The 20,263-nt window shown below is 69.4% G+C and carries 20 protein-coding genes; 9 read left to right on the top strand and 11 right to left on the bottom strand.

The features are described 5' to 3' along the window. The first annotated feature begins 124 nt into the window (after positions 1-124). On the top strand, positions 125-1,123 hold the full coding sequence (locus AB0E69_RS32760; RefSeq protein ID WP_360155059.1) for a LacI family DNA-binding transcriptional regulator: 999 nt from the start codon (positions 125-127) through the stop codon (positions 1,121-1,123). A 6-nt stretch (positions 1,124-1,129) separates the two neighbouring features. Here AB0E69_RS32760 and AB0E69_RS32755 read toward each other — a convergent pair whose 3' ends face one another. Together AB0E69_RS32755 and AB0E69_RS32750 are read right to left on the bottom strand one after the other, a co-directional pair. Further along, the gene (locus tag AB0E69_RS32755) at positions 1,130-2,746 is read right to left on the bottom strand and encodes a M14 family zinc carboxypeptidase (protein WP_360155056.1); all 1,617 of its coding nucleotides are present in this window, start codon (positions 2,744-2,746) and stop codon (positions 1,130-1,132) included. 55 nt (positions 2,747-2,801) lie between these two features. After that, positions 2,802-3,935: an NAD(P)/FAD-dependent oxidoreductase gene (locus AB0E69_RS32750; protein WP_360155053.1), complete on the bottom strand. Its 1,134-nt coding sequence runs from the start codon at positions 3,933-3,935 to the stop codon at positions 2,802-2,804. A gap of 93 nt (positions 3,936-4,028) precedes the next feature. On the opposite strand from AB0E69_RS32750, the gene AB0E69_RS32745 reads away from it, so the two are divergent. After that, on the top strand, positions 4,029-4,589 hold the full coding sequence (locus AB0E69_RS32745; RefSeq protein WP_360155050.1) for a TetR family transcriptional regulator: 561 nt from the start codon (positions 4,029-4,031) through the stop codon (positions 4,587-4,589). Here the strand turns inward: AB0E69_RS32745 and AB0E69_RS32740 are convergent. The 3 genes from AB0E69_RS32740 to AB0E69_RS32730 form a co-directional block, all read right to left on the bottom strand. Continuing rightward, positions 4,556-5,341, bottom strand: a complete 786-nt coding sequence (locus tag AB0E69_RS32740) for a sugar phosphate isomerase/epimerase family protein (protein ID WP_360155047.1) — start codon at positions 5,339-5,341, stop codon at positions 4,556-4,558. The two genes, AB0E69_RS32745 and AB0E69_RS32740, sit on opposite strands and share 34 nt — an antisense overlap. 1 nt (position 5,342) lies before the next feature. Further along, the gene (locus AB0E69_RS32735) at positions 5,343-7,421 is read right to left on the bottom strand and encodes a DUF4328 domain-containing protein (protein WP_360155044.1); all 2,079 of its coding nucleotides are present in this window, start codon (positions 7,419-7,421) and stop codon (positions 5,343-5,345) included. Positions 7,422-7,626: 205 nt separating this feature from the next. Continuing rightward, positions 7,627-8,295, bottom strand: a complete 669-nt coding sequence (locus tag AB0E69_RS32730; RefSeq protein WP_360155315.1) for a DUF4328 domain-containing protein — start codon at positions 8,293-8,295, stop codon at positions 7,627-7,629. A gap of 160 nt (positions 8,296-8,455) precedes the next feature. Here AB0E69_RS32730 and AB0E69_RS32725 point away from each other — a divergent pair, with 160 nt between their 5' ends. Together AB0E69_RS32725 and AB0E69_RS32720 are read left to right on the top strand one after the other, a co-directional pair. Beyond that, complete coding sequence (locus AB0E69_RS32725; RefSeq protein WP_360155041.1) at positions 8,456-8,932, top strand: methylated-DNA--[protein]-cysteine S-methyltransferase; 477 nt, start codon at positions 8,456-8,458, stop codon at positions 8,930-8,932. A 136-nt stretch (positions 8,933-9,068) separates the two neighbouring features. Further along, complete coding sequence (locus AB0E69_RS32720; protein ID WP_360155038.1) at positions 9,069-9,371, top strand: hypothetical protein; 303 nt, start codon at positions 9,069-9,071, stop codon at positions 9,369-9,371. A gap of 66 nt (positions 9,372-9,437) precedes the next feature. On the opposite strand, the gene AB0E69_RS32715 is transcribed toward AB0E69_RS32720, so the two are convergent. Then, positions 9,438-10,289 carry a hypothetical protein gene (locus tag AB0E69_RS32715; RefSeq protein ID WP_360155035.1) on the bottom strand — a complete coding sequence of 284 codons (852 nt, stop codon included), beginning with the start codon at positions 10,287-10,289 and terminating at the stop codon, positions 9,438-9,440. A 258-nt stretch (positions 10,290-10,547) separates the two neighbouring features. On the opposite strand from AB0E69_RS32715, the gene AB0E69_RS32710 reads away from it, so the two are divergent. Next, positions 10,548-11,090 carry a peptidylprolyl isomerase gene (locus AB0E69_RS32710; protein ID WP_360155032.1) on the top strand — a complete coding sequence of 181 codons (543 nt, stop codon included), beginning with the start codon at positions 10,548-10,550 and terminating at the stop codon, positions 11,088-11,090. Positions 11,091-11,147: 57 nt separating this feature from the next. Continuing rightward, positions 11,148-11,891 carry a rhomboid family intramembrane serine protease gene (locus tag AB0E69_RS32705; protein ID WP_360155029.1) on the top strand — a complete coding sequence of 248 codons (744 nt, stop codon included), beginning with the start codon at positions 11,148-11,150 and terminating at the stop codon, positions 11,889-11,891. A gap of 162 nt (positions 11,892-12,053) precedes the next feature. On the opposite strand, the gene AB0E69_RS32700 is transcribed toward AB0E69_RS32705, so the two are convergent. The 3 genes from AB0E69_RS32700 to AB0E69_RS32690 all read right to left on the bottom strand — a co-directional run bounded on the left by AB0E69_RS32700 (position 12,054) and on the right by AB0E69_RS32690 (position 15,369). Continuing rightward, a complete protein-coding gene (locus tag AB0E69_RS32700; RefSeq protein ID WP_360155026.1) occupies positions 12,054-12,875 on the bottom strand; it encodes an S-adenosylmethionine:tRNA ribosyltransferase-isomerase in 822 nt (273 codons plus the stop codon). 177 nt (positions 12,876-13,052) lie between these two features. Next, positions 13,053-13,772 carry an SDR family oxidoreductase gene (locus tag AB0E69_RS32695; protein WP_360155023.1) on the bottom strand — a complete coding sequence of 240 codons (720 nt, stop codon included), beginning with the start codon at positions 13,770-13,772 and terminating at the stop codon, positions 13,053-13,055. A 34-nt stretch (positions 13,773-13,806) separates the two neighbouring features. Next, the gene (locus tag AB0E69_RS32690; protein ID WP_360155020.1) at positions 13,807-15,369 is read right to left on the bottom strand and encodes an FAD-binding oxidoreductase; all 1,563 of its coding nucleotides are present in this window, start codon (positions 15,367-15,369) and stop codon (positions 13,807-13,809) included. Positions 15,370-15,468: 99 nt separating this feature from the next. Between AB0E69_RS32690 and AB0E69_RS32685 the strand changes: the two genes are divergently transcribed. From AB0E69_RS32685 to AB0E69_RS32675, 3 genes are read left to right on the top strand one after another with little or no spacing between them, the layout of a single operon-like run. After that, positions 15,469-16,101: a helix-turn-helix domain-containing protein gene (locus tag AB0E69_RS32685; protein ID WP_360155017.1), complete on the top strand. Its 633-nt coding sequence runs from the start codon at positions 15,469-15,471 to the stop codon at positions 16,099-16,101. Continuing rightward, entirely contained in the window at positions 16,098-17,630 is a 1,533-nt protein-coding gene (locus tag AB0E69_RS32680; protein ID WP_360155014.1) for a glycerol-3-phosphate dehydrogenase/oxidase, read from the top strand. Before AB0E69_RS32685 ends, AB0E69_RS32680 begins: the two co-directional genes overlap by 4 nt. 43 nt (positions 17,631-17,673) lie before the next feature. Further along, positions 17,674-18,627: a DUF4328 domain-containing protein gene (locus AB0E69_RS32675; RefSeq protein WP_360155011.1), complete on the top strand. Its 954-nt coding sequence runs from the start codon at positions 17,674-17,676 to the stop codon at positions 18,625-18,627. Here the strand turns inward: AB0E69_RS32675 and AB0E69_RS32670 are convergent. Together AB0E69_RS32670 and AB0E69_RS32665 are read right to left on the bottom strand one after the other, a co-directional pair. Next, complete coding sequence (locus AB0E69_RS32670; RefSeq protein ID WP_360155008.1) at positions 18,615-19,367, bottom strand: protein phosphatase 2C domain-containing protein; 753 nt, start codon at positions 19,365-19,367, stop codon at positions 18,615-18,617. The genes AB0E69_RS32675 and AB0E69_RS32670 overlap by 13 nt on opposite strands. 4 nt (positions 19,368-19,371) lie before the next feature. Then, positions 19,372-20,259: an NAD-dependent epimerase/dehydratase family protein gene (locus AB0E69_RS32665; protein WP_360155003.1), complete on the bottom strand. Its 888-nt coding sequence runs from the start codon at positions 20,257-20,259 to the stop codon at positions 19,372-19,374. Positions 20,260-20,263: the final 4 nt, after the last annotated feature.

Here is a 20,263-nt window from a genome sequence, read left to right as displayed (position 1 = left end):
GATCTCCCGGAGGGTCGTTACAACGTTTACCGTGGATGTCTACAACGATTGACATCGGCTGTAAAGATCTCGGCCGCGACCGCCGTGGCAGACTCGGGCGACACGTTCGGGACAGGAGGTTCGGATGGCGACCAGGCTGAGCGACGTGGCCGCGCGGGCCGGGGTGTCGGTGAAGACCGTCTCGAACGTGATCAACGACTACCCGCACATCACCGCGCAGACCCGGGCCAAGGTCGAGGCCGCGATCGTCGCGCTGGACTACCGGCCGAACGTCAGCGCCCGCTCGCTGCGCAAGGGCCGCTCCGACTTCATCGCGCTGGCCATCCCCGAGATGGCCTCGCCGTACTTCGCGGAGCTCGGTGCGGTGATCTCCCGGGCCGCCAAGCGCCGCGGCATCACCGTGCTGATCGACCAGACCGAGGGCGAGGCCCCGGCCGAGAAGCTGGTCCTGGACGGGATGCGCGGGCAGCTGATCGACGGCATCATCTTCTCCCCGATCACGATCGTCCCGGCCAAGTTGACCGCCGTCAGCACCGGGAAGCCGCTGGTCCTGCTCGGCGAGCGCCCGGCCGGCGGCCAGTTCGATCGCGTCGCGGTCGACTCGGTCCAGGCGTCGTACGACGCGACCACGCATCTGATCGAGCTAGGCCGTCGCCGGATCGCTGCGATCGGCGTCGGCGGGACCAGCACCGGCACGGTACGGCGGAGGGGGTACCGCAAGGCGCTGAAGGCCGCTGGTATGCCGCACGACCCCGCGCTCGAGCTGGCGGGGACGGGCTACCACCGCGAGGACGGTGCGGCGTCGATGCGCGAGCTGCTGGCTCTGCCGACGCCACCGGACGCGGTCTTCTGCTTCAACGACCTGCTGGCGCTCGGTGCGCTCCGCACGCTCGCCGACGCCGGGCTGCGGGTGCCGGACGACGTTGCGGTGGTCGGCTTCGACGACATCGAGGACGGCCGCTACCACTCGCCGTCGCTGACCACGATCTCCCCGGACAAGGAATGGCTGGCCGACAGCGCGGTCAGCCTGTTGCTGGAGCGGATCGCCGGCAACGGTGAGGCCGCGCGGTGCGACCTCACCGTCCCCTACACGTTGCAGATCCGCGAGTCGACCACCGGCTAGCAGGTGCTAGCAGGTCAGGTTCGCGGTCGCCGACGCGCCACGAGCGACTGTGACCGACCGGGTCTCCTTCACCTGACCGGCCTGCTCGCAGGTCAGCGTCCAGGCCTCGGTGCCGCCCTGTTGCACGACAGCCGGGCGCGTCGACGGGTTGGTGTGCCACGTGTACGTGCCGCCGGCCGGGACCGTCATCGTGGACTCGAGCGTGTCGGGCAGCTGCGTCCCGCTCCAGGTCTTGGTGGTGAAGGTCTTCTTCAACCGCAGTACCGCACCGGCCGGAGCGGTTCCGGTGATGATCGAGTGCCGGGCGGCGTTGATCGTGGACTCGGCCGCGATCAGGTAGGCGTTCCGGTTGCCCGGGTACATGTTCACGACATTGGAGAACGCCGGGTGGAACGTGTTCCCGCTGTGCTCGAAGGTGAAGCCGAGGCCACCGGTCGCGTAGTACGACCAGTCCTCCGTCGTACCGGTCGTGTCGTAGAGCTGGTACGCCCACTGGCTCGTGTAGCCGTTGGCGGCGGCCATCTGGTCGCCCAGTGCCTTGTAGATCGACTCGTCCGGCGTCTTGGCCGCACTGGCGTACCCCGGCTCCCGCAGTACCAGCGAGGAGTAGGTGTGGTTGGTGATGAGGGTCGTCACCTGGTGCTGGGAGACAAGTGCCTGGACGTTGCGGGACTCCGGCTCGCTGAAGGCGCCCGCTCCGCGGTACGTCTCCGAGGTGAGGCTGCTCGACGCACCTGGTCCACCCCAGAAGCCGGAGTAGTTCCGGTTCAGGTCGACGCCGCGGGAGCGGTTGCTCGACTGCGCGCACTGGCCACTGGTCGGGATCTGACCGTTGGTGACCCGGCAGTTCTTCCGCTTCAGGTCGTAGCTGCCACTACGGCTCACGTTGAAGCCGTCGGGGTTTACCACCGGTACGACGATCACCCGGGACTTCTCCAGGATGTTCGTGATCCGGCTGTCGGTGCCGTCGCTCTTCAGCAGGTCGTAGGCGAACTCCATGGTCAGCTCGCCCGACGGCCACTCCCGCGCGTGGTGTACGCCGAGCATCAGGAACACCGGCTTGCCGTCGCTGACGCCGACATTGTGGGTGATCTCGAGGCCGCGGACGGTCCGGCCCTCGAGCGACTTCTCCTTGAGCGTGAACAGCTTCGCCTTGGTCGGGTACTGCTGCGCGAGCGCGGTCAGGTCGTTGTCGTAGTCGGCCAGCTGGCGGTACGCCGTCCGTCCGCTGGGGAGCGTGGCGGCAATGGCCTTGGTGCGAACGGCTTTCGCGTAGTCGGCGTCGGCCTGCACCCGCTGCCGATCCGCTGCGGCCATGTCGGGCTCGAGCGTCTTCCAGCTGAAGCCGGCCAGCTTCAGCAGCTTCCGGTCGCTGTTGCCATAGGCAACCAGGTCGGCATAGCCGGGGCCGGCCGACTCGGCCAGGTCGAGATCGAGCCCGGCGAGCCGCTGCCGGTCAGCCTGGGTCGGGGTGCTGACCCGGAGCAGCTGGACCAGGTCGCCGGCTTGCTGCAACTTCCGATCCAGCGGCGCGGTCGCCTGCACCTGGCTCGCGGCGCCGGCGGCCAGGACGGCCGCCAGGGCCAAGGGGATGATCCGGGTCCATCGTTTGGGGCGGTTCACGATGACCTCCAGTAGTCACGGTGTTGCTTCTGGTAACTGGAGGGTAGAGGCCGGTTCACCGCTCAGGGAAGCCTGCAAGCTGCTTCGCCAGCCCCTGCTGCGTTTTGCTCATCATCCCGGCCAGCCGGAGTACGGCGTTGCGCACCGGGCGTACCGGCTTCGGTAGGTTGGCCAGCCGGGTCAAGCGGTGCGCGAGCCCGATCACCCGGACCGCCTCGGCGCGGGCGTTGACGGCGTACGCGTCGAGATCCGACTCGTCCCCGTGCAGGGCTGTGGACAACGCGTCGGCCAGCGTGACCGCGTCGCGGAGGCCGAGGTTCATGCCCTGACCACCGGCGGGACTGTGGGTGTGGGCGGCATCGCCGGCCAGCACGACCCGACCGGCGCGGTACTCGTCGGCCACCCGCTCGTGGATCCGGAACCGTGACCCCCAGACCACCTCGGTCACCTTCGGCTGCCCCTTGTGCGGTCCACGTGCGGTCAGCAGCCGCTGGGCGTAGGCGACGTCCGGATGCTCCGGCGCATCACTCACCTCCGCGACCAGGCGGAACGACCCGTCCGGCAAGGGCGCCACGACGAGCAGGCCGGCCGGAGCGAAGTACAGCGCCACCTCGTCCACAGGCAGCCCGCCGTCCACCCGCACATCCGCCAGACTGCACGACAGCTCGAGCGTGTTCCCCGGCATCCGAATCCCCGCCAGCTCCCGTACGACGCTGTTCATCCCGTCAGCTGCCACCACGTACTGCGCCCGGATGACCTCGCCATCGTCCAGCGTGACCTCGACCCCGTCGGCGGACTGCTGCACTCCCACCGCAGTGCTGGGCCTGCGCACCGAGCCGCCGAGTTCTTCCAGCCGTGCCAGCAGCACCTGCTCCGTCTGGTACTGCGGAATCATCAGGATGAAGGGATAGGGAGTAGGCAGCTCGCCGAACCCGACCGGGACCAGCCGCCGGTCCCCGTCCCGCACCGCGAAGTCCGCCAGCGGCAGCCCGCGGTCCACCAGCGTCTTCGTCGCGCCGAGCTCGTCGAGCATCTCCAGCGTCCGCGGGTGGATCACACACGCCCGGGACGCGTTCGTCCCCTCGGCCTGCTTGTCCACCACCACGACCTCGTGCCCGTGCAGCCGCAGCCCGATCGCCACCGCGAGCCCGACCGGTCCGGCTCCGACCACCACAACCTCGGGAGTCATCGTTGCCCCTTTCGTGTTTATCAACGCTTGTTGACTTTCAAGCTAGGCCGGTCCTTGACAAAAGTCAACAGCTGTTGGCATATGCTGTGCGGTATGGCTGAGAAGAAGTCCGACCGGACCCGGGCGGCGATCCTGGCGGCGGCCCGGGAGCGGTTCGGTGCGGACGGGTACGAGCGCGCGACGATCCGGGCGATCGCGGCCGACGCGGCGATCGACCCGGCGATGGTGATCCGGTACTACGGCAGCAAGGAGAAGCTGTTCGCGGCGGCGGCCGAGTTCGACATCCGGCTACCGGTGTTCACCGACGTACCGCTGGCGTCGCTGGGCGAGACGCTGGTGCGGCACTTTCTCGGGCGCTGGGGCGGCGACGACACGCTCCGGGTGCTGCTCCGGACGGCTGTGACCAACGAGGTCGCCGTGGACCGGATGCGGGGGATCTTCGCCGGGCAGCTGGCACCGACGCTCCGGGCGCACGCGCTCGACCGGCCCGACGTACGGGCCGGGCTGGTCGCGACCCAGATGCTCGGGTTCGCGTTGTGCCGCTACATCCTCGAGCTGCCGCCGATCGTGCACATGCGCGACGACGAGGTGGTCAGCTGGCTCGGCCCGACGGTTGCGAGCTACCTGACCGCGCCGGCACCCAGCCAGGCGTGAACCGCGGGGAGCGTCTCGGAGAGCGGTGGCAGCTCCGGGTGCCACTTCAGCTCCCACTCCAGCGACAGCGGGTAGTCGGTGCCGTCGAGGGTCCGCAGCAGGTCCTGGATCGGGAAGTCGCCCGTGTCGATCGCGACCGGACGGTAGTTGTCCTGTGAGTCGGTCTGCTTGAACTGGACCAGCTCGAGCCACGGCTGGAGCAGGTTGAACGCCTCGGTCAGCGTCTCGCCGTGCGACCAGGTGTGCGAGCTGTCCCAGAGCGCCCTCACGTTGTGCCCGGGGACGTCCGAGTCGAGCAGGGCGAGGAAGGCCGCTACCTGGCGCGCGGTCGAGTGCGAGTCGTGCGTCTCGAGCAGGATCGGGACGTCGCGCGGTGCGGTCGTGACTCGGTCGAGCGCGCGGATCTCTCCGGCGCTGGGGGTGTCAGGGGAGTCCGTCGTACCGGGGTCGTCACCGGGGAAGACGCGGACGCCGCGGGCGCCGAGGTCGGCCGCCAGCTCGAGGTGGGCGGCCAGCGGCTGCTCCTCGACCGCGCAGAGCTTGACGTAGCTGCTGATCGCGAAGATCTCCAGGCCGGCGTCCTCGATCCGGGTCCGCAGCTCGCGCCGCTCGACCGCGGTCAGCGCCGTACTGGTGAACTCGTCCGGCGCGGTCCGCAGCTCGAGCCCGGTGAAACCGTTGCCTTGGGCAAGTTCAATGACCTGGTCGAGGGGTGCTCCGGGACAACCGAGGGTGGCAAAGCCCAGGCGCATATCAGGTCCAGCGACGACGCGGGTGGGTCCGCGGCGGCGTCGGCTCGTCCGGGTCGGTCGGCTGCTGGGGCTGCTGCGGCTCGTAGTACGGCTGCTGCTGCGAGTACTGCGTCGGCTCCTCGTACTGCGGGCTGTACGACTCGGACGCGTAGTTCGGGCTGTACGTCTCGTAGGACTCGGTGCTCGGCGCGGTGTACTCCGAACTGCCGTTGTAGCTCTCGTAGCCGTAGTTGCTCTGGCTGGAGTAGTCCGTGCTGTTGCCGTAGTCGGTGGACTCGTAGCTGCTGGTGTACTCCGTCGAGCCGTACGACGAGGAGCTGTTGTAGTCCGGCTCGTACGACGGGCTCTGGTAGCTCTCGTACGACGAGCTGCTGTAGTCGTTGGCGGAGTACGACGGCTCCGGACCGTACGACGGAACCGGCGGCAGCGGCTTCGACGGTGTGAGGAAGTCGTCCTGCTGGGGCTCGTAGTAGCTGTGGTCCGCGGAGGGCGAGTACACCGTGTGGTCGGACTCGCCGTACACCGGGTGGTCCGACGGCGGCTGCACCACGTGGGAGGCGGCCGGCTGGATCGCCGACGGGCTGTCCACCGCGACCCGAGCGGCCCGGCGACCAGCGCGCGCAACGGGCGCGGGCTCAGGCTCGGGTGCGGGCTCTGGCTGCGCCGGAGTGGACCGGTAGTCCGTCTCGTACGAGTACGGCTCGGAGTAGCGCGAGGCCCACGACTCTTCGGCGACAGGCTGCTGCGGCTCGGGCTGGTACGTCTGGTACGGGTCGGGCTGGACCACAGTCATCGGTGCGGCCTCGTCGAGCCACCGGCTGGTGGTGCTGGTCGAGAGGACGTCGTCGGAGGTCGCCTGGCCGTTGGTGGTCAGGTAGTCGCCCCAGGCGCGCCGCTCGGCCTCGTACGACGTCTGCTCGGCCGGCTTCTCTTCCTGCCAGGACTGGATCGGGCTGAACTGCTCGGTGGCCGGGCCGGCGATGTCCTCCTGCCAGCCCTCCACCACCGGAGCGAAGGGGCTCCACTTCGGCGACTCCTCGACCACGGGGTCGCCGGCGAACGCGGCCGGGGCGGCGACCCCGTGGCCCGGGAAGGCCTGCGGCTCGACGGGGAAGCCCTGCGGCTGCGGCGCGGTCGGCGCGGGAGCGAAGGGGCTGGGGCCGAACGGGCTGTCCGCCGGGGCTCCGGCGGACTGCAACTGCGGCTGCTGCTCGCGGACCAGACCGAGCGACGGTGACGCGGCGATCGGCTCGGAGATCGCGGGCTGCTCGTCGGTGTCGTCGTTGGCGTACGACGGGACCTGTGTCACCTCGTACGACGGGACGGCGCTGAGCTTCGGGCCCTGGTCCCACCACGGCACCCACTTGCGCGACGTCTGCATGTGGTTGATCTTGCGGATCACCATCGTCGCGGCCACCGCGGACACTGCGGTCAGCACCAGCGACGCAGTACCGGCCAGAGCGATCCCGCGGAGCGACCCGACGGTCGCCTCCATCCACATCAGGAACCGGCGGACCACCACGTCGAACGCGAGCGCCGCGATCCAGGCGACCCACCAGACCGACGTGAGCGACGGAGTCCGGAAGCGGCGCAGGTCGTCGGTGTAGACCGGGGTCTTCGGGTCGCTGGCCAGCCAGACGTCGTCGACGATCTGCTTCGGGTACCAGAGGTTGGGGCCGGGGACGAACCAGCTCGCCAGCACCCAGCCGTGGCTGCGGCGGTGGTCGGCCTGGCAGAACACCTCGGAGTTGACCCGGGCCCGCCAGAGCCAGATCACGAAGACGACCGCGGCGGCGACCGAGATGATCACGTTCGGGATCGCGGTCACCTTGGCGATCGCGTCGGCGCGGTTCAGGTCCGCGTCGTCGACGTTCGGCATCCCGCCGAGGTAGCGATGCACGACGGAGTACGTGTTCCAGTCGGACCACGTGGACAGCAGGTGCGTGATCGTCGACGCACCGAGCAGTCCGATGGCGATCTTCCCGACCGTCCCGACCTGCTGGAACTCCTCAGCCGCGTGCGGCTGCCAGTCGTCCTGTTCGTGCACAGCAGTCAGTACTGCGGGCTGCGGGTGGCTCACGTCTCGCGTCCCTCGCGTCGCTGGAACTCCGTCGTCTGTTCGGCGTTTCGGCCAAATGCCCCCGCGTGACCGAGCCACATTGATACCACGAAGTAAGTACGCGAGGGGAGTCGGCCCCTGCACGGAGGGTGCCGACTTAACGTGTTCTTTTCGTACGCCCATCACCACTGGTAACGAGCAATCCGACGCTGCGTGACGGTGTGGTTTACCGCGCAGGAGGTTGGAAGCCGTCCTGCGGTTGCCCGGCCGACCACCACGGGACCCAGGGACGCTGGGTCTGCAGCTCACCGATCCGCTGGATCAGGATCACCGCCAGCACCGCCGCGCCCGTGGTGAACAGGGCCGAGACGGTGGACAGTATGACGTTGGTGCGCAGATCACCCAGCTGCGACGCGCCGTGAATCACGCCTCGTTGCACGATGTTTCCGGTGACCAGGCCGACCACCCACGACAACCACCAGGCCCAGACCAGCCGGGTGCCGGGAATCTCCTTCAGGCTCGGCGTCAGTGGATCGGTGGCCGGGTCGCTGGCGGCGACGATGTCGTCGACGACCTGCTTGGGGTACCAGAGGTTCACCACCGGGACCAGCCAGCAGCCGAGCACCCAGCCACGGGTGAACCGGTGCTCGCCGCGGCAGAACATCTCCGCGTTCCACCGCACCCGCCAGAGCCAGATGATGAACACCGCCGCTGCCGCGAGCAGCGCGAGCGCGGCGACGATGCCGAGCGAGCCGGAGATCAGGTCGGCCTCGCCGAGGCGGTCCGGGTCGTCGCCGTACCGCTTGAGGGTCTGGTACGAGTACCAGTCGGACCACGCGGTGGCCCACGTGGTGACGGTGACCAGGCCGATCAGGATCGATGCCGCCACACCCATCGCCTGCTCGGAACTGAACCACCGGTCCAGCGGGGGTGGGGACGGCGGCATGGATCACATGTAGCACAACACCGCGTGACCGGGCGAGGACATCACGTCGCCGTCCGTCCGTGCCGCATTCCCGCGAGAAAGTGTCGGTGGTCCGCGAGAGGATGGCCGCATGCGCTGGTCCGTGATCGACTCACCCATCGGCGACCTCACACTGGCGGTCGACGAGACCGGGCTCTGCCGCGTGCACTTCGGCCTGGCCGGCCGGTCGGGTGACACCGATCCGCTGCTCTCCGAGGCCGCCGAACAGCTCACGGCGTACTTCGCCGGCGAGCTGCAGGAGTTCACCCTGCCGCTGTCCGTCCGCGGCGGCTCCGAGTTCGAGCGCGCGGTCTGGACCCAGATGCGGAAGATCCCGTATGGCGAGATGCAGACGTACGGCGAGGTCGCGCGGATCGTCAGCAATGACGTCGGTGCGTCCCGGGCCGTCGGCACGGCCTGCAACCGGAACCCGCTGCCGATCGTGGTGCCGTGCCACCGGATCGTCGGCGCGGGCGGGAAGATGGTCGGCTTCGGCGGCGGGATCCCGAAGAAGCGGCACCTGCTCGAGCTCGAGGCGCGGGTCTCGCTCGAGACGCTCTGGTCCTAACGAAGATCTGACACCCGGCCGGCCGTCGCAGGGCGCGCCGGGAACCGCTGGACGACTACCGTTGCTTTCAGCGATCTGATCCTCACGTTTGAAGCGAGCGATTGGTCCGCCCTCCCACCTGCCGGAAGACACACAAATGAACAAAGCGCGTTCCACCGACCACCTCCACCCCGACCTGAGCGCTCTGATGGACAAGAGCGCCGAAGAATGGTCCGCCCCCGAGATCCAGGACGCCGCCCGCGCGGCGCTCCAAGTGCACGCTCCGGACCGGGAGCCGATGACGTGGATCAAACGGTTCAGGTTCCTGCCGTGGCTGCACCGCAACGACGCGGTCTGCCAGAACTGCGGCGGCACCTACCCGTGCATCACGCACCGGTACGCCACCCAGCTGCTCTCGGCCGGCCGCTACACGATCGCCAAGCCGGACTCGCTCAACTGACCTCTGGGAAGAACGAAGGCCCCCGACCCCATCAGGGTTCGCGGGCCTTCGCCGTTGCGGCCGGAATCAGGAATCGGTCGGCTTCGACTCGCTCGAGCCGGTCGACTTCCTGGTTGTGGTCTTCTTCGCGGCGCCGTTCGACGTCGCCTTTACTTCGGTGTCGTCCGCCTTGCCGTCGGTCTTGGCCTCGTCGGTCTTGGCCTCGTCGGTCTTGGCCTCGTCGGTCTTGGCCTCGTCGGTCTTGACCTCGGCGTCGGCTTTCGCCTCGGCCTTGGGCGCTTCGGCCTTCGGGGTCTCGGTCTTCCCATTCGCGGCGGTGCTGTCCGCCGGGCGCGGCGTCGTACCGGCCGGGGCGGAGCTGTAGTCGCGACCGCTGGTCGGGGTCGACTGCCAGGCCGGCTCCGGCGGGGTGAGCAGCTTCTTCACTGCCGCCGCCGCGATCGCGCCGAGCCCCAGGAACAAGACGAAGTTGCGGAGCTTGTGGCTCTTCTTCGGTACGCCGAGCTCGCCCTTCAGCGCGGCTTTCGTGGCCTTGCCGCGACGGGCGCTCTCCTCGAGGACCGGCTCGGCGGCGGCCGCGAGCGACGCCAGCGCGGCCGTCACCTTCGGCAGGACGTCGTCGTTCAGCCGCTCACGCGCCTTCTCGGCCGCGTGCTCGGTGGCCGGTCCGACCTTGGCGAGCGCCTCGTCGATCACCGGGCTCGCCTTCTCGACCGCGACGTGAGCGAGGTGTGCACCACGCTCGACCGCCTTCTCGGCGTACGGCGAGACCTTCTCCCGCGCAGTGCCCATCGCCGGCCCGAGGTGCTCACGGACCTGGTCGACGGCCGGCCCGAGCTTCTCCGACGCCGACTCGGCGAGCGGCCGGACGCGATCCTTCGCGGTCTCGACCCGGCCCTTGGACTTCCTCAAACCCACGGTTCCCTCCTCGTGCCACCCGTCATCCGGACAGCGCTCCCGCCCATCGGCGACATGGGCTGTCTTGGTACGGCTCTCTGGTACGGCTCTGGACAAATCCGGTTCCGTCTGCATCGTACGACGTCACCGGCCGATAACCCTGTGCCCCCGCCCCGCCAGTCCCACACGTTCGCCCGCCGGGGTGGGTTGTTGCAGCTGTTCTTGGTCCCACATGACAGGATCGACACGTACCGCCGTACCCCGACTAGGAGTGACCCCGTGGCCGAAGAGCTGTACGCAACCCTGCAGACGTCGAAGGGTGACGTCGTTCTCAGGTTGTTCCCGAACCACGCGCCGAAGACCGTGCAGAACTTCGTCGGCCTGGCCGAGGGCACCCAGGAGTGGACCGACCCGAAGACCGGCCAGCCGAGCAACGCCCGGTTCTACGACGGCCTGGGCTTCCACCGGGTGATCGACGGGTTCATGATCCAGGGCGGCTGCCCGCTGGGCAACGGCATGGGCGGCCCGGGCTACGAGTTCGACGACGAGATCCACCCCGAGCTCCAGTTCGACCGGCCGTACCTGCTGGCGATGGCGAACGCCGGGATCCGCGGCGGCCACGGCACCAACGGCTCGCAGTTCTTCATCACCGTGGTCCCGACCGCGCACCTGAACCGCAAGCACACGATCTTCGGCGAGGTCGCCGACGACGACTCGCGCAAGGTCGTGGACGCGATCGCGACCGCGCAGACCGCGCCCGGCGACCGGCCGATCGAGCCGATCGTGATCACCGCGGTCACCATCGACCGCAAGAACGCCTGACGTTTTCGTGCGGGGCCGGGACCCGGCCCCGCGCACCGCAGAGAAGGACGCCACCGCGTGACCGACACCGTCTGCTACCGGCACCCGGATCGGCCCGCCGGGGTGCGCTGCCAGCGCTGTGACCGGCCGATCTGCCCGGACTGTATGAACAGCGCCGCGGTCGGTTTCCAGTGCCCGAGCTGCTTCAACGAGGGCGTCCGGTCGATCCCGCGGACCCGGACCTCGCTCGGCGGCCTGCAGCGGGCGAACGCGCAGTTCGTGACCTACGGGCTGATCGCGCTCAACGTGCTGGTGTTCATCGTCGTGCACGTCGCGAGCGGGGGGTTGGTCAACGACCTGACCCTCGTCCCGGTGCTGGTCGACTCGCAGCCGTGGCGGCTGATCACGTCGGCGTTCACGCACGTGCAGATCTTCCACATCTTCTCGAACCTGTTCATGCTCTGGCAGCTCGGTCCGATGCTGGAGCAGATGCTCGGCCGGCTCCGGTTCGCGATCCTCTACCTGCTGTCGGCGCTCGGCGGCAGCGCGGCGGTCTGCCTGCTGTCGCCGCCGGGCTCCGCCACCCTCGGTGCCTCCGGCGCAGTCCTCGGCCTGGTCGGCGCCCTGCTGGTGATCAGCCGGGCCCGCAACCTCGACGTCACGTGGATCATCGGGTACGTCGTCATCACCGCACTCTTCTCGTTCACGATCGCCGGCGTCTCCTGGCAGGGCCACCTCGGCGGCTTCGTCACCGGTGCGGCCGTCGCCTGGATCTACCTCCAGCTCGCCAAGCGCCGGCGCCGCAACAAACAATCGGCCTAGGCCACAACTTCACGTCGGTTCGGTGAACTCCCGTGACGTCGGGAGTGGCTCGCTCGTCTGACCAGTGACGTCCCGACGGGGGACCAACTTGGTAAGGACATCCACATGAGCCCACGTGCTGTGGACAAACGAGCCCGCCCCGGAAACGTTGGACCTGCCGCCTCAGGGCAGCAGCAGACAAGCATCGCCGAACTCATGCCACAGGTAGCGGTGCTCGAGCGCCGCGTCGTAAGCACGCTGCACCAGCTCGACACCCGCAACGGCCTCCAGAAGGAGTAGGTGCGACGCCTCCGGGGCGTGCATCCCGGTGATCAGCCCGTCGACCACCTGTACCGGACGAGCCGGCCCGACGACCAGGTCGGTCCAGCCGTGGGAAGCCACGACCGAACCGCCCTCGGTGGACGACTCGATGGCCCGGACCGCGGTCGTGCCGACGGCGACGATGCGACCACCGGTCGCCTTGGTCCAGTTCACCAGGCGAGCGGTGTGCGCGGATACGGCGTACCGCTCCGGAGGCGGTGGCTCGTGCGTCTCCAGCGACGAGACGCCGCAGTGCAGGAGGATCGGTGCGATCAGCACGCCCTGCGACGCCAGGCGGCTCACCAGCTCGAAGCTGAACGGTCGCGCGGCGCTAGGCATCTCCGCGCTGCCAGGCTCGCGCCCAAAGACCGTTTGGTATGACGCGAGCGGCCAACGCCGGCCTACGTAGTTGTAGGTGATCGGCCGACCGTTCCGCTGCAGGTAACCGAGCACGTCCGGCACCGGTGGCTTGGCTATCCACAGCCTGCCTCCAGCCTGGTATGGCCCCAGCAACGTCAGCGTGCCCTCTGGCAGCTCGACCCGGTCGCCCACGCTGCCAGTGAGCATCGGCGCACCGCCGTTGCGCAGTTCGACTACCCACGTGCCGTCGTCGAGCGCTGTGGAGAAGTGCACAGTGATCCCAGTGCCGTCCACAGCGGCAGGCAGCGTGCCGGACGTGTTCACGAGCAACAGGTCGCCGGGCCGCAGGTGCTCGCCGATCCGGTCGAAACCGCGTGTGCGTGATGGCCAACCCCTCCGCGACCAGCAGCTTTACGTGATCCCGTGCCAGCCCACGGGCCTCTGGTGGTTCGCTGGCGTTGAGCGCGTCGGGCAGGACGAAGCGGGTGTGCGGGTGCACCCTCACGAGGTCACCGCCGGCGCGAACTCCGCCGCGCGGTACCGCCCACTCGCGGGCCGGCTGTCGAGCAGCTGCAGGAACGCGGGTACGACGGTCGCCGGCTCGGGCCGGTCGGAGATGTCCTCACCGGGGAACGCGGCCTGGTGCATCGCCGTCCGCAGGTCGCCCGGATCGACCGCGTAGACAGCCAGCTGCGGGTGCTCCGCAGCAAGGACCCGGCTCGCATGGTCGAGCGCAGCCTTGGCCGAGCCGTAGCCACCCCAGGTCTCGTAGGCCTCGACGGCCGCGTCGGAGCTGATGTTGAGCAGCACACCGTTGGCAGCGGTCAACGCCGGCAGTAGTGCTTGAGTCAGTGCGAGCGGCGCGAGTACATCGACCTCGTAGACGCGGTGTAGTTCGTCGAGGTCGGCTGCTGCGAGTGCTTGCAGCGGGCTCGGCCCCAGATAGCTCGCGTTGTTGATGAGCAGGTCGAGACGGCCGAGCTGGTTGACCACGTCGACCAGGTCGGCGCGGTGGTCGGCGTCGGTGACGTCACCGGCCAGCGGTACGACGTCGGTGCGGTTGGCGAGCGCGTCGGCGGCGTCCTTCAACGCACCCGCACCGCGGGCGTCGATCACCAGGGTCCAGCCGCGGTCGGCCAGTCCGTGCGCCAACGCCAGTCCGAGGCCGGCGGACGCACCGGTGATCAGGGCGACCGGACGGTTCGAGGAATCAGGAGTCATGCCTCGAACTGTCATACTTCAAGCAAGCTTGAGGTCAAGAGAGCAGGATGCCGGGGTTGAGGACGCCGTCCGGATCGAGCGTGTGCTTCACCGCCTTGAGGGCTTCCACCGCGAGCGGACCGATCTCGGTCTCGTAGGCGTCGCGGTGGTCGGTGCCGACGCCGTGGTGGTGCGAGATGGTCCCGCCGGCGTCCGCGATCGCCTGACTGGCGGCGCGTTTCGCCGTACGCCATTGCTCGACCGGGTTGCCGGTCTGGGCGCAGACGACGGTGAGGTAGAGCGATGCGCCGGTCTCGTAGACGTGGGAGATGTGGCAGAGGACCAGGGGTGGCGTGTCCTTGAGCGCATCGACGAGAGCCTCGGTGACAGCGGACTTGAGCGCGGGGATGCGGGACCAGAAGGCGGCTGTCTCGAGGGTTTCGACGAGCGCGCCTTCGTCGAGCAGCGGGTCACGGAGGTACGGCGCTCGGTAGCGGCCGACCCGCCAGGTCTCACCTGGGCCCTCGCCGAGGTTTTGTCCGCCCGCGTCGGTGAGGACGTCGGCGGTGGCCTGGTTGTACGGGCCGTCGCAGCCGATGATCGCGAGTGCGCCGCCGGATCCGCCGCCCAGGACGTCGGGGTCGGCCAGGTTGACGGCTGTCTCCACCTCGTCGGACAGCCGCAGTACCGTCGGGAGCGGGCCGTCCTGGGCGAGGCGGCGGACCGCGGTCAGGCCGGCCGCGAAGTTGTCGAACCGCCAGCCTTCGAAGTGGCGCTCGGTCGGGCGCGGGCGGACGCGGACGACCACCTCGGTGATGATGCCGAAGGCGCCCTCGGAGCCGAGGACGAGTTGGCGGAGGTCGGGGCCGGCGGCGGACATCGGAGCCCGGCCGAGCTTGATCGTGCCGCGCGGAGTGGCGAGAGTCAGCCCGACAACCATCTGGTCGAACCGGCCGTAGCCGGCGGACGACTGACCGCTGGAGCGGGCCGCCGCGTAACCGCCGATGCTGGCACCTTCGTAGGACTGCGGGAAATGCCCGAGCGTGTAGCCGCGGTCAGCGAGCAGCTTCTCGGCGGCTGTACCTCGTACACCTGCTTGAAATATTGCTGTTCTGGAGACCTCATCCAGCTCGGTCAGCTGATCCAGCCTTCGAAGATCCACGGTGACGAACCTGCGATTGGCCGCGAGCCCGCCCACCACGGAGGTCCCACCGGAGTACGGCACCACCGCCAGACCATGCTCACCACAACCGGCAAGCAGACCCAGCACCTCTTCATGCGTTCCTGGGAAAATCACCGCATCCGGCATGTCGGAGCGGTCATTCGCCCTGAACCGAAGCAGGTCCGTCGTCGAGTACCCCCGCGTGTGAGCCCAACGAATGTCCACGTCAGTCGACACGTACTGCTCACCCAGCACTGAGACGAGAAAAGACAGTTGGTCCGCAGACAGGCCGGGGCGGTCGGGCTCGGGCTGGGGTTGGGCGGGGTGCGCGGGTGGGCGGCGTACACCCAGGTGCTTGAGGGCGTCCAGGGCGGCCTGCGGGACCTCGACCTGGTGGTTCGGGTCGCCCCAGCGGCCGGGGGTGAGATGGGCCACCGGGAGGTCGGATTCGGTCATGGGTGGCTCCCTTTCGGTGGTGCTGCGAGGTAGCGTCGTCGACAGTTCCGGGCTGCGGCATTCCTGGACGGCGCAGTCGCTGATACACTCTGACGTGTGATGTCTCAGCGTAGCAGCGAAGCGACACCGGAACCAGCGCCGGAGAGCGGCTCCCGCCCGGCTCCCGCGAACGCGATCGGCGAGGAGCGGATCCTCGACGCCGCCTACGAGCTCCTGCTCGCGATCGGGATGCGCCGGATGACGATGGCCGACATCGCCCGGCACGCCGAGGTCTCCCGCGCGACCCTGTACCGGCGCTGGCCGAACGTGCAGGCCGTGGTCGCCGCGCTGATGACCCGCGAGTGGACGATCGCCCTGGTGTCCGCGTTCCAGCCGGACGCCGCGGACGGCCGGTCCCGCCTGGTCGAGGGCGTGGTCGAGGTGGTCGCGCAGACCCGGGTGCACCCGCTGATGCGGAAGATCATCGAGCTCGACCCCGAGTTCCTCACGCCGTACCTGCTCGAGCGCCGCGGCAGCAGCACGGTCGCGCACCTCGCGCTCGTCGAGGAGGGTCTCCGCCAGGGTCAGGCCGACGGCTCGGTCCGCGCGGGCGACCCGGTCTGGCTGGCGCGGCAGATCATCCTGGTCGCGCTGGCCTCGGCGGTGTCCGGTCCGGTGATGGCTTCCCGCGACGAGTACTCGAAGCTCGACGACGAGCTGCGGATCATGCTCACCCGGTACCTGACGCCGTGATCGCCATCGGCAACGCGAGCCTGAACGCGGTCCGCCGTACCCGCGAGCTCGACCAGCTCGCGACGACCGGCGCGGTGGACGTCCTGGTGATCGGCGGCGGTGTCACGGGCACCGGCGTCGCCCTGGACGCGGCTGCTCGCGGCCTGTCCGTTGCCCTGGTGGAGAAGCACGACCTGGCGTTCGGCACCAGCCGCTGGAGCTCGAAGCTCGTGCACGGCGGCCTGCGATACCTCGCCTCCGGCCACGTCGGGATCGCGTACGAGAGCGCGGTCGAGCGCGGCATCCTGATGAAGACCACCGCACCGCACTTGGTGCACCCGGTCCCGCAGATCGCGCCATGGTTGCCGCAGGCAAACTTCGCCCAGGCCGCGCTGGTTCGGTCGGCGTTCCTCGGCAGCGATGTCCTCCGCACGGTCGCACGGACCAGCGACGACTACCTGCCGCACTCCCGCCGGGTCACCTCGTCCGAGCTGCTCCGGTACGCGCCGACCCTGCGCCCGCAGGGACTCCGCGGTGGCTTCCTGATCTGGGACGGCCAGCTGTACGACGACGCGCGACTGGTCGTCGCGATCGCGCGGACTGCGGCGCAGTACGGCGCCCGGGTGCTCACCCGGGTCGCGGCGACCGAGGTCACCGGCCGCGGCGCGGTGCTCGTCGACCAGCTGACCGGGTCCTCGTTCCCGCTCGATGCCCGGATCGTGATCAACGCGACCGGCATCTGGGCCGACCAAGTTGCCTCCGGCATCAAACTCCGCCCGAGCCGCGGCACCCACCTGGTCCTGCCACAGTCCGTCTTCGGCGGCCTGTCCGCCGTGCTGACCGTGCCGGTGCCGGGCGACATCCGGCGCGCGGTGATGGCGATCCCGGCGCCGGACGACCGGGTGTACGTCGGGCTGACCGACGAGGACGCGCCCGGCCCGGTCAGCGACGTACCGCACGCGACCGAGGCCGAGATCGACTTCCTGCTCGACACGATCAGCGCGGCCGTCCGGGAGCCGATCACCCGCGCGGACCTGCTCGGCACGTACGCCGGTCTCCGGCCGCTGCTCGACACCGGACACGGCGACCGGACCTCGGACATCTCCCGCCGGCACGCAGTCATCACCAGCCCGGACGGCGTGGTGACGATCGTCGGTGGGAAGCTGACGACGTACCGCCGGATGGCCGCGGACGCCCTCGACACCGCGCTCGACCAGTCCGACGTGGACGTGAAGCGGCAGTGCGAGACGCACCGGATCCCTCTGGTCGGTGCGGCGGACCGGGTCCGGCTGGCGGCTGTCCATGCGCCGGCGCGGTTCGTCGAGCGGTACGGCATGGAGGCGCCCGAGGTGATCGCCGGTCCACCGGAGCTGCGCGAGCCGATCGCGCCAGGGCTGCGGACGACGTACGCCGAGCTGCGGTTCGCCGTACGGCACGAGGGTGCGCTGTCCGAGGACGACGTACTCGATCGGCGGACACGGATCGGGCTGTCGGCCGCGGACCGCGAGCTGGCGCTGCCCGCGGTCCGTGCGGCGTTCGCCGCCGTCTGATTCACCTGTCGTGAGCTAACTTGGGCTGCGGGGAGGTGGAGAGGTGACGCAGCCTTATCCAGGGCCACAGCAGCCAGAGCCACAGCAGCCGGGACCGTACCAGCCGCAGCAGTACTACCCGCAGCCGTACCAGCCGTACCAACCGGTGCTGCCGCGGTACCGGCCGCTGCGGAAGCTTGCGATCGTCAGCATCGTGCTGATGGGGCTGACCGTGGTCGCGGCGATCGTGCAGTCGGCGCTGCTCTGGAGCTCGTACGACGACGTCAAACGGTTCGTGTACGGGCTGCTGTCCGAGGAGGAGATCGACAGCGGGATCAGGTCGGTCGCCGGCACCGGACCGCTCCTCAACGTGGTGACCTACCTGCTGATGGGCACCGGTATCGCCTTCCTGATCTGGCTCTGGCAGGCGCGCGAGAACACGGAGTACCTGCACTCGCCGCTCGCGCCGCGACCACCTGTGGGTCCGCCGCGCGGTCTGCACCGGCGTGCGTCCGGCTGGATGGTCGGCGCCTGGTTCTGCCCGATCGTGCAGTTCTGGTACCCGCTGCAGGTGGTCCAGGACGTCGCCACCGCGAGCGAACCGACCGAGGGCGCCGCCAGGTCCGGCCGGATGCGCGCGCTGCTCTACGGCTGGTGGAGCACCTGGACCGGCTTCTGGGTGATCCTGCTCGGCGGCGGCACGGTCGGGCTGGTCGGCTTCATCGTCTGGATCGTCCGGCTGGTCGACGCGGCGGACGCCGCGGACGCGACCGGTGACTACGTCGACATCTACGACCTGCAGGACTTCATGGTCCGGGTCGCGCTGGCCGTCAACATCGGCTTCACGGTCGCGACCGTCCTACTGATCCTGGCCGGCATCGCTGCCTCGCTCCTGATGCTCCAGGTCACCGGTTGGCAGCACGAGCGGGCGACTGCGCCGACGGTGCAGGACGTGACCCCGCCACCGCAGTACTTCCCGCGGTACAACGGTCCCAACTTCCCGTCCTACGGCCGCTGAAGCAGTACCACGCTCGCATCGTCGTACCGCTTCCACCGTGGCGTCGACTCGGAGTCGTGCACACGGACCCTGTCCACCAGACCCCGTGGTCCTTCAGTAATGAGTACGTCGACCAGTTCGTCCCAGCTGTGTCCGTAGCGCTCGCTGTAGCGCGAGGCGCCGTCCGTCAGCAGCGCGCTGACCTCGACCGCCGCCAGGTCAGTGCGACCGGTGACTGCCTGGTACGCGGCCTTCGGGTCGGTGCTGGCGACCCAGAAGCCGCCTGCCTGGTTGCGGAGCCGGCTGACCGCCTCGAGCGTGCGCTCGGGGAGCAGGTCGATCCGGTCGTCGCTGTACACGGTCACCGCACCTCCCGGCGAGCGCATCACGATCGGTGAGTCAGCCAGGACCAGGTGCTCGACGTATGCCGGCTGCACGCGGACCATCGCCACTGTGGACGACGGGCTGTCCGGGTTGGTCAGGTCGCAGGTGCCGACGTGAGCAGCGCGTACTCCGGTGATCGCCTCGGCCAGCAGGTCGGTGAGGGGTGCCGCTGATGCGGTGAGGAGCGGTGGTGCGAGCTGAGCGGCGAGCTGGCCGACCAGCCACGCCACGGTGTGGATGCAGCCGGACTCGACGCCTCTGGGCGCTGTGGCGCCGTCCAGCACCACTGCGAAGTCAGGTCCGGTCAGGACGAGGTCCTCGTTGACCGAAGGCGGTTGGCGATCCGGAGCGGGCTGGCTGAGCGAGCGGATATCCACAGGGTCAGTTTGCTGCCCAGCTGTCGGCGAGGGACTGGTCGAGCGCGATCTTGGGCGACCAGCCGAGCTGCTCGCCGATCAGGCTGGTGTCCGCCTGCTGCCAGGGCGCACCGAGCATGCCCTCCTGGCCGGTGTCGTCGACGATCGTGGCCGGCTTACCGCTGAGCTCGAACAGCGAACCGGCCACATCTCGTGCCAGCGTCGCCCGGCCGGTGCCCACGTTCAGCAGCGGCGGCGGCTTGGCATCGGCCAGTGCGACCGCCACCACGGCCTCGGCCACGTCGCGGACGTCCACGAAGTCCCGCCAGACGTCCAGCGACCCCACCTCGATCAGCTGCCGCGAGCGAAGGTCCCGGATGACCCGTCCGGTCAGCGTGCTCTCCGGCGCACCTGGTCCGATCACGTCGAAGATCCGGAGTACGACGGCGTCCGCGCCGCCCCGCTGCGCCCGCAGTACCAGCTCGGAGCCGGCCAGCTTGGTGACGCCGTACGGACCGGTCGGCCGGGGGGCCGTCTGCTCGTCGATGCTGGTGCCGTGCGGTCCACCGCCGTACTCCGCGGCCGAGCCGAGCTGGACGAACCGGGCATGACCGGCGTTGTCCCGGATCGACGCGAGCAGCGCCTCGACCGCGATCACGTTGGCGCGGACCAGGTCGGCCGGCTCGCCCAGCGTGGCGCCGACCGCGTTCACGACCACGGTCGGCTTGTACATGCCGATCTGGGTGTCGAGGGCGTACGGGTGCATCGTGGACAGGTCGCAGCGCCGGTACGGTTCACCCCGGCTCCGGCTCAGCCCGCGGTACTCGACGCCGCGTTCGGCGAGCAGCGCGCAGATCCTGGCGCCGAGGAAGCCTCCCGCGCCGAACACCATCACCCGCTCAGTTCCGGTCACCCCT

The sequence above is a fragment of the Kribbella sp. NPDC026611 genome (assembly GCF_040638345.1).
Lineage (GTDB): Bacteria > Actinomycetota > Actinomycetes > Propionibacteriales > Kribbellaceae > Kribbella.
This window is presented reverse-complemented; position numbering and strand designations above follow the sequence as displayed.

Excerpts from the sequence above, each read along its gene's own strand:
- AB0E69_RS32760 (WP_360155059.1), top strand. The coding sequence starts at position 125 with ATGGCGACCAGGCTGAGCGACGTGGCCGCGCGGGCCGGGGTGTCGGTG.
- AB0E69_RS32750 (WP_360155053.1), bottom strand. The coding sequence starts at position 3,935 with ATGACTCCCGAGGTTGTGGTGGTCGGAGCCGGACCGGTCGGGCTCGCG.
- AB0E69_RS32745 (WP_360155050.1), top strand. The coding sequence starts at position 4,029 with ATGGCTGAGAAGAAGTCCGACCGGACCCGGGCGGCGATCCTGGCGGCG.
- AB0E69_RS32740 (WP_360155047.1), bottom strand. The coding sequence starts at position 5,341 with ATGCGCCTGGGCTTTGCCACCCTCGGTTGTCCCGGAGCACCCCTCGAC.
- AB0E69_RS32730 (WP_360155315.1), bottom strand. The coding sequence starts at position 8,295 with ATGGGTGTGGCGGCATCGATCCTGATCGGCCTGGTCACCGTCACCACG.
- AB0E69_RS32725 (WP_360155041.1), top strand. The coding sequence starts at position 8,456 with ATGCGCTGGTCCGTGATCGACTCACCCATCGGCGACCTCACACTGGCG.
- AB0E69_RS32720 (WP_360155038.1), top strand. The coding sequence starts at position 9,069 with ATGAACAAAGCGCGTTCCACCGACCACCTCCACCCCGACCTGAGCGCT.
- AB0E69_RS32695 (WP_360155023.1), bottom strand. The coding sequence starts at position 13,772 with ATGACTCCTGATTCCTCGAACCGTCCGGTCGCCCTGATCACCGGTGCG.
- AB0E69_RS32690 (WP_360155020.1), bottom strand. The coding sequence starts at position 15,369 with ATGACCGAATCCGACCTCCCGGTGGCCCATCTCACCCCCGGCCGCTGG.
- AB0E69_RS32685 (WP_360155017.1), top strand. The coding sequence starts at position 15,469 with ATGTCTCAGCGTAGCAGCGAAGCGACACCGGAACCAGCGCCGGAGAGC.